Annotated in this window: 15 protein-coding genes; 11 read left to right on the top strand and 4 right to left on the bottom strand. The window is 44.3% G+C overall.

Annotated elements, in window-relative coordinates; translation table 11 throughout:
• Positions 1–82: 82 nt before the first annotated feature.
• Positions 83–2,035 carry a beta-glucoside-specific PTS transporter subunit IIABC gene (locus tag OCV11_RS01090; protein ID WP_261894452.1) on the top strand — a complete coding sequence of 651 codons (1,953 nt, stop codon included), beginning with the start codon at positions 83–85 and terminating at the stop codon, positions 2,033–2,035.
• 283 nt (positions 2,036–2,318) lie between these two features.
• The gene (locus OCV11_RS01085) at positions 2,319–3,695 is read left to right on the top strand and encodes an IS4 family transposase (protein WP_261892255.1); all 1,377 of its coding nucleotides are present in this window, start codon (positions 2,319–2,321) and stop codon (positions 3,693–3,695) included.
• Positions 3,696–4,055: 360 nt separating this feature from the next.
• On the opposite strand, the gene OCV11_RS01080 is transcribed toward OCV11_RS01085, so the two are convergent.
• Positions 4,056–4,643: a YjaG family protein gene (locus OCV11_RS01080; protein ID WP_261894450.1), complete on the bottom strand. Its 588-nt coding sequence runs from the start codon at positions 4,641–4,643 to the stop codon at positions 4,056–4,058.
• Between the two features lie 71 nt (positions 4,644–4,714).
• Here OCV11_RS01080 and OCV11_RS01075 point away from each other — a divergent pair, with 71 nt between their 5' ends.
• The 8 genes from OCV11_RS01075 (at position 4,715) to OCV11_RS01040 (ending at position 11,834) form a co-directional block, all read left to right on the top strand.
• Positions 4,715–5,641, top strand: coding sequence for a D-2-hydroxyacid dehydrogenase (locus OCV11_RS01075; protein WP_261894448.1), 927 nt, complete (start codon positions 4,715–4,717; stop codon positions 5,639–5,641).
• Entirely contained in the window at positions 5,641–6,228 is a 588-nt protein-coding gene (locus OCV11_RS01070; protein ID WP_261894447.1) for a uracil-DNA glycosylase family protein, read from the top strand. Before OCV11_RS01075 ends, OCV11_RS01070 begins: the two co-directional genes overlap by 1 nt.
• A gap of 277 nt (positions 6,229–6,505) precedes the next feature.
• Positions 6,506–7,453, top strand: coding sequence for an LPP20 family lipoprotein (locus tag OCV11_RS01065; protein ID WP_261894446.1), 948 nt, complete (start codon positions 6,506–6,508; stop codon positions 7,451–7,453).
• 66 nt (positions 7,454–7,519) lie between these two features.
• Entirely contained in the window at positions 7,520–8,509 is a 990-nt protein-coding gene (locus tag OCV11_RS01060) for a hypothetical protein (protein WP_261894445.1), read from the top strand.
• Position 8,510: 1 nt separating this feature from the next.
• Positions 8,511–9,116 (top strand): LPP20 family lipoprotein, encoded by a 606-nt coding sequence (locus tag OCV11_RS01055; RefSeq protein WP_261894444.1) that lies wholly within the window; start codon positions 8,511–8,513, stop codon positions 9,114–9,116.
• Between the two features lie 162 nt (positions 9,117–9,278).
• Positions 9,279–10,823 carry a transglycosylase SLT domain-containing protein gene (locus tag OCV11_RS01050; protein WP_261896201.1) on the top strand — a complete coding sequence of 515 codons (1,545 nt, stop codon included), beginning with the start codon at positions 9,279–9,281 and terminating at the stop codon, positions 10,821–10,823.
• A gap of 52 nt (positions 10,824–10,875) precedes the next feature.
• On the top strand, positions 10,876–11,058 hold the full coding sequence (locus OCV11_RS01045) for a hypothetical protein (RefSeq protein WP_261894443.1): 183 nt from the start codon (positions 10,876–10,878) through the stop codon (positions 11,056–11,058).
• Positions 11,058–11,834, top strand: coding sequence for an ETEC_3214 domain-containing protein (locus OCV11_RS01040; protein ID WP_261894442.1), 777 nt, complete (start codon positions 11,058–11,060; stop codon positions 11,832–11,834). Before OCV11_RS01045 ends, OCV11_RS01040 begins: the two co-directional genes overlap by 1 nt.
• Before the next feature lie 202 nt (positions 11,835–12,036).
• On the opposite strand, the gene OCV11_RS01035 is transcribed toward OCV11_RS01040, so the two are convergent.
• Genes OCV11_RS01035 through OCV11_RS01025 form a run of 3 tightly spaced genes read right to left on the bottom strand, consistent with a single transcriptional unit; the run spans position 12,037 to position 15,193 of the window.
• Positions 12,037–14,109 (bottom strand): FUSC family protein, encoded by a 2,073-nt coding sequence (locus OCV11_RS01035; RefSeq protein WP_261894441.1) that lies wholly within the window; start codon positions 14,107–14,109, stop codon positions 12,037–12,039.
• On the bottom strand, positions 14,106–14,984 hold the full coding sequence (locus OCV11_RS01030) for an efflux RND transporter periplasmic adaptor subunit (protein WP_261894440.1): 879 nt from the start codon (positions 14,982–14,984) through the stop codon (positions 14,106–14,108). Before OCV11_RS01030 ends, OCV11_RS01035 begins: the two co-directional genes overlap by 4 nt.
• Positions 14,985–14,992: 8 nt before the next feature.
• Positions 14,993–15,193, bottom strand: a complete 201-nt coding sequence (locus OCV11_RS01025; protein WP_068711597.1) for a DUF1656 domain-containing protein — start codon at positions 15,191–15,193, stop codon at positions 14,993–14,995.
• Positions 15,194–15,909: 716 nt separating this feature from the next.
• On the opposite strand from OCV11_RS01025, the gene OCV11_RS01020 reads away from it, so the two are divergent.
• Complete coding sequence (locus OCV11_RS01020; RefSeq protein ID WP_261894438.1) at positions 15,910–16,929, top strand: acyltransferase family protein; 1,020 nt, start codon at positions 15,910–15,912, stop codon at positions 16,927–16,929.
• Positions 16,930–16,933: the final 4 nt, after the last annotated feature.

Here is a 16,933-nt window from a genome sequence, read left to right as displayed (position 1 = left end):
CCTAGCATAGTAGACATGCCAAACATGCTGCGCTCGATCCATGTCAATGAATCGATATATGCTGCCATAAAGGACAATCTATATGAGCAAAACGAAAAACTACGACGAATTAGCCAAAGAGATCGTTGAAAAAGTCGGTGGCGCCGATAACGTCAACAGTGTAATTCACTGCGCTACTCGCCTACGCTTCCAGTTAAAAGACATGTCTTTGGGTCAAGTGGAAACACTAAAGAAAAACCCAGAAGTCATTACGGTGGTCAAAAGTGGTGGTCAGTTCCAAGTGGTGATCGGTAACCATGTTGGCCAAGTTTTTGACGCAATCACTCCTTTTGTAGGCGGGGCAACCAATGCCAGCGCTGACAGTGTCGACAACACTGACCAAACTATTTTAAACCGCGTTATCGATGCTATCTCCAGTATCTTCGCGCCAATACTTGGCATTATGGCCGGCGCTGGTATTTTAAAAGGCTTAATCGCTCTCTGTGTCGCAATGGGGTGGTTAGATACCGCCAGTGGTACACACCGCATCATTAATGCGGCGGCCGATGGTATGTTCTACTTCCTGCCTATTTTCCTTGGCTATACATCAGCGAAAAAATTTGGTGGTAAACCCTTCATCGGTATGGTGATTGGTGCAGCACTCGTACACCCAGATGTGGCTAACCACTTCAATGCTATCTTCGCGGCAAGTTTAGGTGGCCCAGCGGTTGCGCCTGAATACTTCTTGGGCATTCCAATCAGCTACATGAACTACACCTCATCCGTTATTCCTATTATTTTGGCTGCCTGGTTCAACGTTATCTTAGAAAAACGTTTTGATCGCTGGTTACCTGATGCAGTGAAAAACCTATTTACCCCATTCCTATGTTTACTGATTACCGTCCCACTCACATTCTTAGTGATCGGCCCTATTGCAACCATGATTGGTCACGGTCTTTCAGCTGCCTTTATGTTCGTTTACAACATGAGTCCTATTTTGGCTGGTGCGGTCATGGGCGCATTTTGGCAAGTTCTGGTTATCTTCGGTCTACACTGGGCGATGGCACCTGTATTCATCAATAACCTAAGTGTAAATGGCTTCGATGTGTTCTCGCCAATGACACTGCCTGCGGTATTTGGTCAAGTCGGTGCAGCTATCGGTATCTTGTTGATTGCAAAAAGCCAAAAAACACGTGCTTTGGCAGGCTCAGTGGCCATCAGTGGCTTCTTCGGTATCACGGAACCTGCGGTATATGGTTTAAACCTTCCACGTAAGAAGCCTTTCATCTTCGCTTGTATCGGTGGTGCAGTCGGTGGCGCGGTCATTGGTTTCTTCGGTACTAAAGTCTTTTCAATGGGTATCCCTGCCATCTTTAGTATTGCACAGTACATACCAAGCACAGGCATTGATATGACGGTATACGGTGCGATGATTGGTGCATTAATCGGTATCGTTGTACCAGCGATTCTCGTGGTGATGTTCTACCGTGAAGTGGAAGAAAATGTGGAAGCGGAAAGCACAGCACCTCAAGTAGGTACACCTTCTGCAACGCCAGCCTCTGATACACCAGCGGCAACCAGTACGACCTCAAGCAAACCCGAAAAAGAGACATTAGGCAGCCCATTTAATGGCGAGGTGTTGGCACTTAGCCAAGTTCCAGACGAAACCTTTGCCAGTGAGTTAATGGGGAAAGGTATTGCTTTTGTCCCTGATAATGGCGTTCTCTATTCCCCTGTTGACGGTGTGGTTGAGTCTATCTTTAAAACCAAACATGCTTTCGGTTTGAAAAGCGACCATGGTGCAGAAGTGTTGATTCACGTTGGTATTGATACCGTACAACTGAATGGTGAGTTCTTCTCTCCTGTGGTTGAGGAAGGTCAAAAGGTTCACAAAGGCGACATTTTGATGAACTTTGATATCGATGCTATCCGCGCTAAAGGCTATGACGTGACAACACCAATGATCATCACCAATACAGAAGATTACTTGGATGTGTTGCCATCAAGTAAAGAGCATCACGCGAATGCGCAAGCACCAGTGTTGTCATTGGTGTAAGACGCTCTACGGGTCAGCGGCTTGAGCGCATAAGCCACAACGATCTCGATCGGCTCCCTTACTCTTTAGAGGTTGGGGGCTTTTTTAATTAACTCATTGTAGTGAATATATTTTCTATTTTTTGGTTTGGTGATTTTGGTGGTCATCTCTGACTTCTGCGTATGATCCCCCTCTAACTCCTGACTTTCCTACACAAATCCCTCGATAAAAATTGAGGGATTTTTTTGAACTTTTATCTCACTGATTGATCTCAACAAAAACTGACAAGTTGAGGTAGGTTACTATGTTTTCAGCAGATACAGAGCAATGGGCCAGAGATACCTTTCACCACTCCGAGTTAGGCGATCGCCGTCGCTCCAAGCGCCTAGTACAACTTGCCTCTTCTTTGGCTAATCATTTAGGACAATCACTTGTGCAATCTTTGAAATCTCCCGCTGATATTGAAGCTGCTTATCGCTTTACTCGCAATCAAGCCATTGACCCTCAAGCCATTGCCGAGGCTGGTTTTGCCGCAACGGTCGAAAATACGAAGCACTATGAGTGCTTACTGGCGTTGGAAGATACCACTTCACTTGAATTTTCCCATTCAACTGTCCGGGGAGACATGGGGCATACGACCTCGAATAATTACTCCCGAGGGATGTTCGCCCACTCCGTCCTTCTTTTTGCACCACACGAGCAGCATGTCGTTGGTCTTATTGAACAAGAGCGCTGGACTCGAAATATCAAAGATTACGGCAAGAGTCAGAATCATGCGAAAAGACCGTATCTTGAAAAAGAGAGCTACAAATGGGAACGCGCATCTCGAGCTATGGAAACTCGCCTTGGCGAAGGGATGAGCAAGATTATCTCCGTGTGTGACCGAGAAGCCGACCTTATTGAATATTTGGCTTACAAAACATCTAATCAACAACGTTTTGTCGTTCGTTCGATGCAAAGTCGCTGCATATTGGAGAGTGAAGATAAACTTTATCAGTACAGCGCGTCCTTAACTGATGCAGGTATGAGAACAGTTCAGGTCAGACAAAAAGGCGGCCGTAAGGCACGACGAGCTGTGTGTGAAGTTCGCTACGCCCCCATTACAGTGAAGGTTCCATCCAACAAAAAGGGAGAACCTGTAGAGCTTTATTATGTAGGCTGTCAGGAGCGTGAACAGGAAAAAGGTCTCAACTGGCATATTCTCACATCAGAGCCAGTCCGCTCAAAAGAAGAGGCCGAACGAATATTAGATTATTACGAAAAGCGGTGGCTAATTGAGGAGTTCCACAAAGCGTGGAAGAGTGGTGGAACTCAGGTTGAAAACTTACGAATGCAAAGCAAAGAAAACTTGGAGCGAATGGTTGTCATACTGGCTTTCATTGCCGTTCGGTTGCACCAACTTCGTTATCTTGGGCTGAACAAAGAAGAAGCCGAGAAACAGAGTTGTGAAATGATATTGAGTCCTCAAAGCTGGAAGATCCTGTGGTCAAAACAGGAAAAGAGAAAGCCGCCAAAGAAAGCACCGAGTCTCTATTGGGCATACATTAATCTTGGGAAATTAGCCGGTTGGTATGATTCTAAACGCAACGGGCGAGTTGGCTGGGAACGGCTTTGGGAAGGATGGTTTATTTTGCAAACCATCCTTGAAGGTTACTTGCTTGCCAAGTCTCTAGATCTTTGAGATGTGATCAAGAGACAGCTCTAACTCCCCCTAAAAAACAAGGGGGAGAACCAGACCGCGTGCGCCGTGATTTTGGTGATCACCGCATGCTCGAAGACCGGATCGAGCTCGCGGTTATTTTTGTATTTGCTGCATGTTCGACCACCGCGATAAAACCCACGACTCCAGCGCATAGGCCACAACGATCTCGATCGGCCCCCTCCTTCTTTAGAGGGAGGGGGGGGGAGGGAGCTCGCGCGCGCAGATGCCAATACAATCATCTAGTTAATAGTTTTAAAACATAAAAAAACGGCCTCAGAAGATTATCTGAGGCCGTTTTTATCATGTTCACGGCAATGCATGCCTTAAACATCGCTGAGTTTATAGGCTCATGCCGATATTACTGATCGCTTCTTCACGCAGCTCTTGGCGCAAATCTTTAATCAATTGAATGTCACGCTCTTGCGCGTCTTTTAATGGACGGTAGATAGCCCACTGCACATCCCATTCAGCACAAACAGCTTCATTCTCTTTTTGATTGGCGTTCGTGATCTCTTCTGCACCTTGCGCTTCTTCAAGTTGAGCGACAGTACGAACAGACACTTGGCTAACATCAATCATCGATTCAAATAGACCTTCACGGTCAAGTAAGCCATGGAGCAATGTGGCTAATGCTTCACATGCATCGATTGCTGGATAGACGCCATAGAATTCATAGTCTTGAGAACTAGGAATCAGCTCCTCCAACTTTTCTAACTGACGCTCAAAGTTAATTTTGGCATTTTTTACCGTCATTAACTCCCACACGCTATCGAGAATTTCACGATAGCCACGAGCCTCGGCAAACTCAGTGTGTTCACAAAAAACAGCGTAATTAGGATACATACGTTCACATAAGCACGCCATAAAGGTAATCTGTTGCCAAGGTTCAAACTTCTCAAGGCGAAGCTGTAGAGGGTTTTGTAGCATAGTCACTCAATCGTTGCAGAAAAAGACAGCGGAAGTGTACTGGATAACCAGCAGGGAAAAAAGTCACGCTTATGAACAATTTTCAACATCAACTCTATATTTTGACTGAGCACGACGAAATGTACCGTCAATCGGTCGAGCGTTTGCAACTTGAAGATCTACACATCACCGATGACAGATCGCAAGCGACCATTCTGCTTGCAGCCCCACCAATGGCAGCGCGTTGTCTTGATGAGTTTCCTAAACTTGAGTGGTTACAGTCAGTATATGCCGGTGTTGATGCACTGGTTATCGAGCCTAAACGCAGTGATTATGTGCTCACCAATATCAAAGGTATTTTTGGTCAATTAATTTCCGAATATGTGATCGGTTACCTCATCAGCCACTACCGCCATTTTCCACTCTATCGTCAACAGCAAGAAGCGGCACAGTGGACTCCGCATCTCTACGACTCCATCATAGGTAAAGAGATGGTGATTTTGGGTACGGGTTCTATCGGTGGATACTTAAGTCGTGTCGCCACCAGCATGGGTCTCAAAGTGGTGGGAGTAAACAGCACCGGCATTCCACCGAAAGAGGGGCAATTTAGTCAGATTTATCATCGTAGTGAGTTAGCGACGGCATTTGCCAACGCCGATATCGTGGTCAACACCCTACCAAACACCGAACACACTCGCGGCTTACTCAATCTCGATACCTTGTCGAATTGCCAAAATGCGTTGCTGTTTAACGTGGGGCGTGGCAAAACCTTGGTTGAGCCAGACTTAATCGATGCGATTGCACAAGGTCATATTCAGCATGCGTTCTTGGATGTGTTTGATAAAGAGCCGTTAGATCCAGAACATCCATTCTGGCATCACCACTCGATAACCGTGACTCCACACATTGCTGCCTTAAGTTTCCCAAGCCAAGTGGTCGAGCAATTTGCTCACAACTATGCGCTATGGAATGACGGCTTTCAACTGGATAACACGGTCGACTTTAGCAAAGGCTACTGATGTTAGAGCAGATATTACAAGAGGTTCGCCAATGTCGTGTTTGCGAACCTCACCTACCTTTAGGTGCAAATCCTGTGATTCGGGCACACTCTAGTGCTCGGATTTTAATTATTGGTCAGGCGCCAGGGACTCGCGTACACGCAACCTCTATTCCTTGGAATGACCCCAGTGGTGAACGTTTACGCATGTGGATGGGACTGAATAAAGAGACCTTTTACGACGAAACACAAATCGCGATTATGCCCATGGGCTTTTGTTACCCAGGGAAAGGCTACAGTGGCGATAAACCACCACGTAAAGAGTGTGCTCCCTTGTGGCACGAGAAGATCCTTAATTACCTTCCTAATATAGAAATGACTTTATTAGTGGGAAATTATGCGCAAGGTTATTATTTACCCAACAAACCCGCCACTCTAACGGAGACAGTAAAACAGTGGCAACGTTGGGCACCTCGTTATATTCCCTTACCTCATCCCTCTCCACGCAACAATATTTGGCTAAAACGTAACTCTTGGTTTGACAAAGAATTGACGCCATTTATTCGACGTCATATTTCAGAACGAATAACAACCCTAAATTTCAAATAAATTAGGGTTAGTTCCACTTTTCAGACACCGATTATCTGATCAAGTTCATATTTTTAGATATGGATCTAAAATTTAGATTTAATTTGGCTACATTGATAGTTAGCATTCTACCAGTAAATAAATGTAAAGAGCTGGTGGGTTTGCCATCGTTCTGCGCACTGTTCGAACAGGGAAAGACTCTAGTTATAAGAGCGTTCGGGCAGATAAAACTATTATTTGGCTTAAGTGTTGTCTATTCAATATGAAAAAAATCAAAAGGTTAATAGCATCTTCATTGATGATGCTAGTGCTTAGTGCGTGTCAGTCGACCACGCCACCAAGCTGGTATTCAGCCCCTGAAGAAACCAACAGCGACTACATTCAAGCCGTTGGACAAGGGCGCAGTTTAAATTCCGCGAAACAATCAGCCCTAAGCCAAATTAACTCTGACCTTTGGACTCAAGTCAATTCGTCCTTCTCCATGCGTGAAGTGGCGAAAAGCTTTAATGACAAATCCAATAATTATTCTGTTATTGATAACAACATAAATAGCGAAACGGCAAACGTTACCTTTACTAGTATTGAATATACCAAGAGTGAAAAAAACGATATTGCCTACTTTGTTCAAGCCAGAATTAAAAAACCAACCGTTATCCAGCAGCTGAAAACTGATATTCGCAATACCAATGAGCAAGCGAAAATACAGCTAGACGCGCTAACACATCAAGATCCACTTATTTGGTGGATGGCCAACCAAAATGCCAGTGAATATCGAGATTCAGTTATCGTCCGTATGGCAATGTTAGCAGCCCTTACTCCAGAGCAAAGCATACCTAATGCGCCTGCAGTAAAAACACTGCTCGAAAAAGTGTCTGTCATGCAATCTCGTTTATTGGTGCGTATCGTGCACTCTTCCCACGATAAAAAGAGCGCTGAATTTCTCGCGCGCAGTCTCAATGAACAAGGGATAGCGACCACCATGGGGGCCAATAGCAGGGCCACTCACACCTTAAAAATGACCTCAGAGTTTCGGCGTGCCTTTATGGCGTCATCGTACATCTCAACCAAGGTTACCACTCTGAGTCTGACCAATAATCAAAATCGCCATGTCATTGCTACCCAAGAGATCATCTCTACGGGTAACTCAATGTCTGGCTATGATTTGGCCAATGAAGGCTCCGAACGCAATTTCTCAGACATCATCAATGAGAAAGGCATTTGGTCGGCGCTTGGTCTAACTAATTAAAAATATTAAAAAACACAAATGGCCCGACGCATAGCGGGTAATAAATACAATATGGAGTTGTCTATTATGTTTAAACAAACCGCAGTGGCCCTTGGTGTGGTTGCTTTACTTTCTGGCTGTGTCACCGTAGATAAGGTATGCACACCTGATACTACTGTTCCTTTGACCAATTCAGATGTACCAACCAAAACCAGTACATCAAGTAAAGTCATAGTTCTACCAGTAGACGTTGATTTTAAAGACCCTGCGGTAAAACGTATTCAAGGAACAATGCTTGATGCCATCGAAGGTCAAGTTGTTGAGACTGGTACTGTTCTCGTAGATCGCAAAATTGCGAAGAAACTAACTAGTGAAATTAAATTGGCAGAACAAAGCGGCCGTTACAATAGCAAAGGGGTCGCAATTGCAGACTATGCAGTAGTCACACAGCTCACCTCTTCAGATTTGAGCTACAAATTCGAAAAAGCGTATAGCTATAAAGACAAGAAAGGAAAAGTACATCACGTTCCTTCTAAATGTAAATTTGAAGCTGATGTAAAAGGTGTAATGAAAGTGTACTCACTTCCAGATATGCAGTTGGTAAAACGTGTTGAACTGAAAGGTGATGACAACTTATCCACTGAAACTGGAAACTCTCGCTGCCCAATTAATAATGCAACTTATATCAGCATGGCTGTAAAAGCATCTGAAGAAGCAGTTAAAGAGTCTCATGAACTTCAAGAAATGCTAGCCGCAAGTGCTCCAGTTCAAGAACTACGTCAATGTGAAGTTGGTTCAATGGTTCGAATCGGTGTCGGTTCTAAACGTAACGTTACTCCTAAAGCCGATATCGTATTCTCTAGTCAAATGAAGAGTGACGCGGGTATCGAAACCTTTGAAATTGGTAAAGGTTACGTCGTAAATAATGCTTCTGATGCTGTAAAACCTGATTATTCATGGGTTTCTATCGATGAAGACCTTGCCCAAAAAATCAAGAAAGGTGATTCAGCTAAACTAAAATTTGAACCATGCCCAATATGGGATCTCAAATGTACCGCAAAAAATGTAGGTCTATAAAATGAAAAAATTAATCGCACTGAGCGTAATCACGCTCGCCCTAGCGGGTTGTAAAACAGTGAATACGGAAACTACTGAAGAAGCGCAAAACTTTGCTCCATGTACTTTCCCTGATTCACCTACCGTTGAAGCTCCATCATGGATCTGTGATGTCATGCCTAAAGACCTTGCTATCGGCGCAACAGGTTATGCGAAAAAAAGCGCTGCGGGAATGTCCGTCATGCGTAAAATCGCGATTAATGATGCTCGTGTTAACCTAGCGGCAGAGTTCCAAACTGACGTGAACAACATGTTTAAACAGGCGATTGAAAGCACTACCAAAACCACCACGGAAGCGGGCGCTGACGAAAATATCGTTGAATCGTTTGAAAGTGCAACGAAAAACATCGTGACTCGCTCACTGACCAACAGCCGCTTGATCGTTAGTCAAGCGAGCCCTGCTGGTGGCCTATATGTGTTAGTCGGTATGGACCAGACAGCCTTCGATGCTAACGTAAACAAAGTAGTTGATGCCGCCAATAGCGACACCACCCTTTGGAAACAATTCAATGATGACAAAGCAGCTAAAGATCTACAAAACGCTCTGACTTCATTGAAAAAAATGTAATTAGCTGGTGTACCCACCTAGATGCGTTGTGCCGAATAGGTGATCTCCTCTAGGTTGGGTATCAAAGAGACTGCGATTTCGTGGTCTCTTTCTCTTTGGACTCTCTCTGGCTGGGAAAGCACTGTGAAAAAAACAAAACTCTCTGCAATCACTCTTGCACTTATGACCGCTATGGTCAGCCCGACTTCATGGTCAGCGACCGATCCTTTCGCTGAACTAGACTCAGTGGTTGCACAATCGCATCAAACTCATGAGCAAAAGCTCGAAGAGTTTTATGCCTACGTGAATCAATACCTAGACGAATATGAACAGTGGCGTGATGAATACACCGCCAAGCTTGACGCAGAAAAAGCTAAGCACATTGAGAACTGGGGGACTGGAGACGTTTCAGACCAAACCACATCAGTGGAATACAGTGACAATGATGCAGTAAAAAAAGTCATCGACTACGAAAATAATACCGCAACAATTTCCGTTTTAGTGCCAGCGGATACCTCAGATGCTGAAGCAGAAAAACAGCTAGACACTCTCTCTGTCGATCTCGATGGCGATAAACTAGCTATGACAGATGCACAAATATCGCAACAAGAAGTGGACTACTCAGCCGAACAAGAGCGGAAAGAGTACAACTTTATCGTTGAGCAAACTGAAGCTCAAATGAACGAACTGGATAACCAAGCAGAACGCTTGATTCACACGAATACCGGCATTCCAGATTCTTTTATCTACGAACGCGCGTATAAGAAAAAAATGGCACTGGTTACCGATGCTCAAGAACGCGTCAAAAAACTTCGCGCGCTCTACAAAGCAAAACGAGCAGAGCTAGGTATTCCTGAACCTGTTGCAGAGTCAGCTCAATCTACCGCCTCAGAGCAAGCACTAGAGACAACAGAACAAACCGCACAAGCTCCAGCTCAAGTAAGCCCATCTGAAGAGCAACAAACGGCAGCACTTCCAGCAAGCCCAGTGGCAGAACAGACTGATGAGCAAACAGCAAAGATACCCGCACCTGATGAGCAAACAGCAAAGATACCCGCACCTGCTGAGCAAGAATCTGCTAAACCTGCAGAGATTGAACCAAAACAAACGGCTCAAGCCGCACCTAAGCCAACCACCACACCTAAGCCAATGAAAGTGGTTAGCTACACCATTAAGCTACCTGAAGGTTCATTGAAAAAACGGGCTGAACAATATCGTCCAATGGCAGAAACAGAGAGTAAGCAATTTGATGTCAACCCAGCGCTGGTGATGGCAATTATGCATAGCGAATCTTCCTTCCGTCCAGATGCGACTTCTCATGTACCGGCGTATGGTTTGATGCAGGTAGTGCCTAGCAGTGCTGGTTATGATGTGAACCGCACCATTCGTAACATCGATGCCCCAATGGAAGCGGATGAATTGTATCAACCACCAGTTAACGTTGAGACAGGTACGGCTTATCTGCATATTTTGAATGATAAGTATCTGAGCGCGATTAAAGACGATAAGAGTCGCACTTTCTGTACTATCGCGGCTTACAATACGGGGGCTGGGAACGTAGCTAGAGCCTTCAACCCAGATCACTCAACAAATATTCGTCAAGCGGCGGACATCATTAACTCCATGAGTTCAGATGAGGTTTATCAACATCTGATTGATAATCTGCCTTATGATGAAACAAAGAACTATCTGAAAAAAGTCAGCTCTCGCATGGCTCTTTATCAGTAATCATGACATGCAGAGGCGTGATGCCTCTGCCTAACATCACAGGAAGCACGTTATGTTTAAGTATATAGCTTTGATTCTTATCGTTATCGGTATCTACATTGGCGTGCAATACAAAGATGAGATCACCGGAGTGGTTGGCAATGATCGTATGGAATCAATCCAAGAGCAGGTCAACGACACGATTGAAAATGGCAAACAAGCACTATCTGACAAAATTGATGAGATCAAAAAATAATGACCATTGAAACAACCGATCAAGAGTCAACCCCAGAGCAATCATCTGGCTTAATTGCATTCTTACAAAAAAAACTTGGTCCGCTAATTGCGCTGCTTTCTCTGATTGTTATCGCTTTAGCTAACTTTAATGATTCATCCGATGCTTTAGAAAAAATCTATGACTTTGGTCTATCGCAATTTACCGATATTCCATCACAACAAAAGCTCGACAAAATTTACATCCGTTCATCAGCTAATGTATTGGAAGAAACGTTTGGCGCTCCGGTCTATATCAAACACTCTTACAGTGGTGATGTGATCAAATACTACCGCGATGACAAATTCATTCTATCTGCTATCACGAAAGATGATGCGATCATGGCTTATCTAGTCTTTCCATCTGAAGGTTTTCTACCGAATACAGCACAACATGCTGGCGGGGCAGATCTGTTAACCACCACGTTTAGCCAACAAGAGAGTGTTCAAGATTTTCGCTCTACTATGTCACGCATGGTGTCTTACTACTTAGAAGAAAACGCAACAGGTGAGTTTAGTAACCTCTATTCTTCCGTTGCAGGTTATAGCGAATTTGATACCCCACTTGATGACACACACCGTACATTACTTAATCGTCTATCCGATGACCAAACCTTTGGTCGTGATAGCGAAAAAGATGTACAAGCAGTACGTGCAGGCTTCAAACCCAATTTCTTTGGCTACAGCGCCCTACAAGGTATTGGTCCTTTGGAAGACGCGATTCTTACTAAATCCGAGTATCGTTTAATTACCCAATAGAATATTACATAGTGAACGCAGCTTCGGGCTGCGTTTTTTTTGTCTTTCATTTTCTCATTTAGGCAAGTTCGAAGAGCTTAAATAGCTTTTGGAACATAGCAACCCAAAAGCTCTAAAACCTGTACACGAATATCATGGTGAGCACCAAAATCACAGCGCACTCGATCTGGTTCTCCCCCTTGGGTTTTAAGGGGGAGTGACACTACGCCGTTTGAGCTTTTGCCAGCGCACGATTTTCTGCAATGGTGGCGGAGGTGCGTTCAAATGTGAGCGACATTCTTTCAAAACTACCGCGAATCAGTTCGTACTTGTCTTTTGGAATCTGATCTTTAGGCAGCTTACTTAACAAATGATGGCAAGCATCCGTATAAGACGAAGTACCTTGACCGTGATAACAATGCATAAAAGCATCGGCGAGTGCGACTTGCCAGCGATCGAGTTCATCATCTAATACCGAACCGCAACTGCTTTGAATCACTTTACGCAGACGCAAAGAGACATGCCCAAGGTTTAACGCAGTTAACGCCAAATCGGTTAAGTCACGATTTTTGCTCATGCCCTTTTCGTACGTCGAGATACGTAATAATCGGTCACCCATTCGCGCGTTAAACCAGCTTTCACCCGCCTTTTTATGTGGTACATCAATTAGATCGCGGTAAGTATTACGAATCAAACTGCCCATCATCAACGTCAGGCTTGGTCCGGTTATCAACTTAAACAGCCAATACAACAACGCAATACCGACAAAAATCGCCATCGCATTACTCACTGTTGAATCAATGGCAAACGCACGGCTCATGTTACTGCTTGGCATGACAAAGATAGTGAAAGGAATACTGATCCCCAAACCATATGGCAAGGTAGGTCGATTCGCCAAAGCAAGCAAACCCACAAAATAAGGCAGCGACAAAATCAGTACCAACAGCTCAAAGTCACCACTGCTCTGCGCAATGAGAGGCACCGCATAGAAGATTGCAATCGGCAAAGCGATTACGACCCCAACCAAAATACGCCTTAGCACTATGGTCAAAATCATCATCGGCAAGCGGGCCATCATGATGGAAAAGACCACTGGCAAAATCATCATCATTAAGACCGCCGTCGACCCCGTACCAATCCAGAGTCCGGCCCCAACTAAGAACATCACCATACTACGTAGGCCAGTGGTTAACCCCACCAGCAAATCGCGGTGAGAAGTAATGCGCGGAGCGTTCAGCAAAATAGGTTTGTTCTCGGATAATGCGTTATAACCTTTGAGCACCATAATCAACTCAGCACTGAGTTCGAGGGCAATTTTATGCATTCGCGCTTCAAAAGCCGTTTTCTTCACTGAATTATTCGCGGCAAAGATTTGCTTACGACGTAGCTTTTGCGCCATCTCGTAGCACTCTTGATAATCTTTGGACTGCTCCATGGCATCAAAAGTATCACGCATCTCATTGAGTAAGTTTTGCAGATTATCCGACACCAACTCGGTGTGTTTCCTTTGTAAACGACCAAAAATTTGGATCAGTGCCAATAAGGAAAGTGTTTTGTTGGTCAATAGGTTAGAAGCCCTACTTTGACCTGGACCATTAGGGCCTTCGTACGCAACAGCACTGGAGTCATCGTTTAGAGCAGTCAACGATTCCAATATACCGTCAATCGATTTATGACGGTCATCATGAGAGCCTTCAGGATTTAATTCGAGAGTGAAATAGTGAAGAGACTGATTTATTACACTGCGAGCGTGCATTTTCAGCCCATCGCGAACACGTACCGGCCAGATCATGGTACTGATCAGAGCAGCACAGATAACCCCAACAATAATCTCACTCACACGAGCTTGAGCAACCTGAAAAATAGTTTGGCTGCTTGCCGTTGCTGGTTGGATCATCACCAGCAGTACAATCAGACAGGCCGTCATTCCCGCCATCGCAAACGCATAAATCAAGTTAAGCTGGCGTACCAACGCCGACAAAGCCGAGTTTAATCCCAGCCACAACGCCAGCAGACCAATCGCAATTTCAGGATATGGAGCAAAAAACTCCAACACAAAAATCGCAAACAGCCCACCCACAATCGTACCGACAATCTGGCATAGCCCTTTTTCAATCACCAAGCCACTCTCAGGGCGAATTTGCAGGAAAATCGCCCCAATCATTGCCCAATAGGGACGGTCAAGATTGAAGAACATCGCGATATAAAGAGAGAGGGCCATGCCCAACACCCCTTTTAGCGCAAACTTCACCGCCTGATTGGTAGGAAAGAAAATACTGTTAAACAGAAGTTTCATAGCGCTGGCGCTTTCGCATCTTGTAGATAAATGGAGACCGTCATCCCAGCACTCAGATGAACATCATCAGGAATCTCATCCAAATGAATATCCACAGGAATACGCTGAGCTAACCGAACCCAGTTAAAGGTTTGCTGAACTTGAGGCAATAGTTGAGTGTTGCCATTGGTATTGGAATCGGCGATCGCTTTACCGATACTGGTCACAGTGCCCATCAAGGGCTTACCACCACTCATCAAAGTAATCGACGCTTTTTGTCCCACGTGAATCAAAGGCAATTTGGTCTCTTCAAAATAACCGGTGACGTATAAAGAGTCTTTTTTCACCAAAGAGAGTACCGACTTACCTTGGCTCACATAGTTACCTTCACGCAAAGTCAGGTTAATCATCGAACCATCAGCCGGCGCTTTCACTACCGAACGATCAAGGTTGATTTTGGCGGTATTCAAACGAGCTTGGCTTAAATCTAATGCTGCTTCTGCAAGCTTAGTCTGAATACGCGCGCTTTCTGCCGTTTCATCACTGACTAACTTACCGTTTTTACTTAACGCTTTACGACGTTCGTACTGATGCTTCGCCAATTCAAGTGAGTATTGGTTACTCTCAACTTGCGCTTCCAATTCTGCAATCGCTGCTTTGTAACGGGTATCGTCAACCGTAAATAGCACATCGCCTTTTTTCACATCTTGGTTATCGCTGACATTAAGATGGGTTACCCAACCAGAAACATCGGGTGCAATAGTGATGACGTCAGCGCGAATACGACCATCGCGTGTCCAAGGTGAATAAAGGTAGTGTTGCCAGACCCAATGCCCAGCGAGAAAAGCAATCACCACAACCACTAAGGTTAGAGAGATTCGAACTGTTTTTGCCATGATGATGATTAGCTCCCGAGTAAATATACGACTAAAGCGAGATAACAGACATACAGTCCGACTTCGAACCAAGCTGCTCGCCAAATTTTGGCGTAAAGCCCTGTTTTGTACAAAATAACTCGCGTTATCCAAGAAAGAACAAAGGCCAACGGTGCAAATAAGACTAGTGGGCTAAACAGTAAGCCTCCCAGTGCAACTTCTTCAAACATTTTGGAAATAATCCTGCATTGTTGATCCCTTCAAAGCATCCACCATCCTAGGTTTATACCCTAAGTTATGGTGAGCGAATTTTTATATGTTGTTGATTAGGCGACAGCCGCAGGTTTATACGCTCCACACATTCAGCGACAAACGGCGACTTCAAAGAGACGACTCCGAGGAAGGAGACGAAGGAAGACGACATACGGTTGAGTGCTATGGATTTCTGTCTTGAGGAATCACTTCCTTCATCGCTTGGTGCAGGCCTGTTGGCTACCTTTTCATCAAGCATCAGGAGTATAAGACAGGATAGAGAACCCCGCTCAATAACTTTGTCAAAGTGGAACATAAGATCGAGCAGATTAGATGTATATCCGTTGAGCTGTTGTAATCTCTTGTTTATAGAATGCTATTTCTAGCGCTAAATGTGATGCGCTTCAAGAATTTATTCGGATACAGACTATTTCTTTATAGGAATCAATTGCTCAAATTGAGCGAAAACCATTCTAATTTTTGTTGGTAATAACCATCGTTTTAACTGGCTCGTACTTAACTGGCAGGCGTTATCTCCATTCCACCTCAGCCCAAGGATTACGCAAATCTGCGCAGATTTTGCGATCCCATTTCCATAGATGGATTATTAACCAAAAAATAACCCCAATTAGATAACCACCCAATTTCGAGTGATAGCCTTTGTAGCGGTTTTAATATTGATAAGGTTAAAAAAATGCGCGACAAAAGAATCGATCTTTTGAGATTCATCGGCCTATCCATGATTATTTTGGCTCATGTCAGCCCCCCTGACCTCATAATGCAAATACGTAACTTCGACGTACCACTGATGGTCATTATCTCGGGCATCTCATTTGCTATCAGTTTTAAAAAGGGAGAAGCCTTCACACTCTATGTTTGGAAAAGATTTAAACGTTTAGTGCTGCCTGTGTGGGCATTTCTTTCAATCTTCTTTTTGCTTATGACTCAAATCTTCCCAAATTCCATCAACCTTGACCTTGGTACGATCGTCAAATCCTACTTACTCTATGATGGCATTGGTTACGTCTGGATCATTCGCGTATTTATCCTCGTGGCGCTCGTATCGCCCTTACTGTATCTATGGAACCAGAGAGAAAAAAGCAATGTACGCTATCTTGCCATATTAGCCCTGCTCGCTATTGCTTATGAGCTGTTCCGCTATTACTCAATGCCTTACATTGGCGAGGGGAAATTACGACTACTCTCGTTAGTTAGCCACTACGAACTTGCCTACTCACTGCTCTTTGCATTTGGTCTACGTATCTATCAGTTAAAAAAACCAGAAATGGTAGGCACGTTTGTGGTCGCCATCGCGACATTTATTATTTGTCGTTGGTATCTGCAAAGCTTTACGGAGAGCTCAGTATCAACGCAAGACTATAAGTATCCACCATCAATGTATTACTTCTCGTACTCGATTTTTATCTTCGCTCTCTTGTGGTCTGTTAGCGACAAAATAGTGGCCCTCGTTGAATCGATAAAAATATCCAACGCCGTATTTTTTATCGCTCAAAATTCGATTTGGGTTTACCTATGGCATATCGTGTTCATCACTCTACTGCCAGATAATGGATATTTGGAGAAGTACCTCATCACCTATATCTCTGCTGCGCTAATTACTTATATCCAAACACGCATCGTCAATCTGATCATCAATCAGCAGTCACTCCCGAAAGGATTAAAAAAGAACATTCGCATCGTGTTTACTGGGTAGCGCA

The organism is Vibrio porteresiae DSM 19223, assembly GCF_024347055.1.
Lineage (GTDB): Bacteria > Pseudomonadota > Gammaproteobacteria > Enterobacterales > Vibrionaceae > Vibrio > Vibrio porteresiae.
The sequence above is the reverse complement of the archived record's forward strand: the minus strand, read 5'-3'. Positions and strand labels throughout refer to the sequence as shown.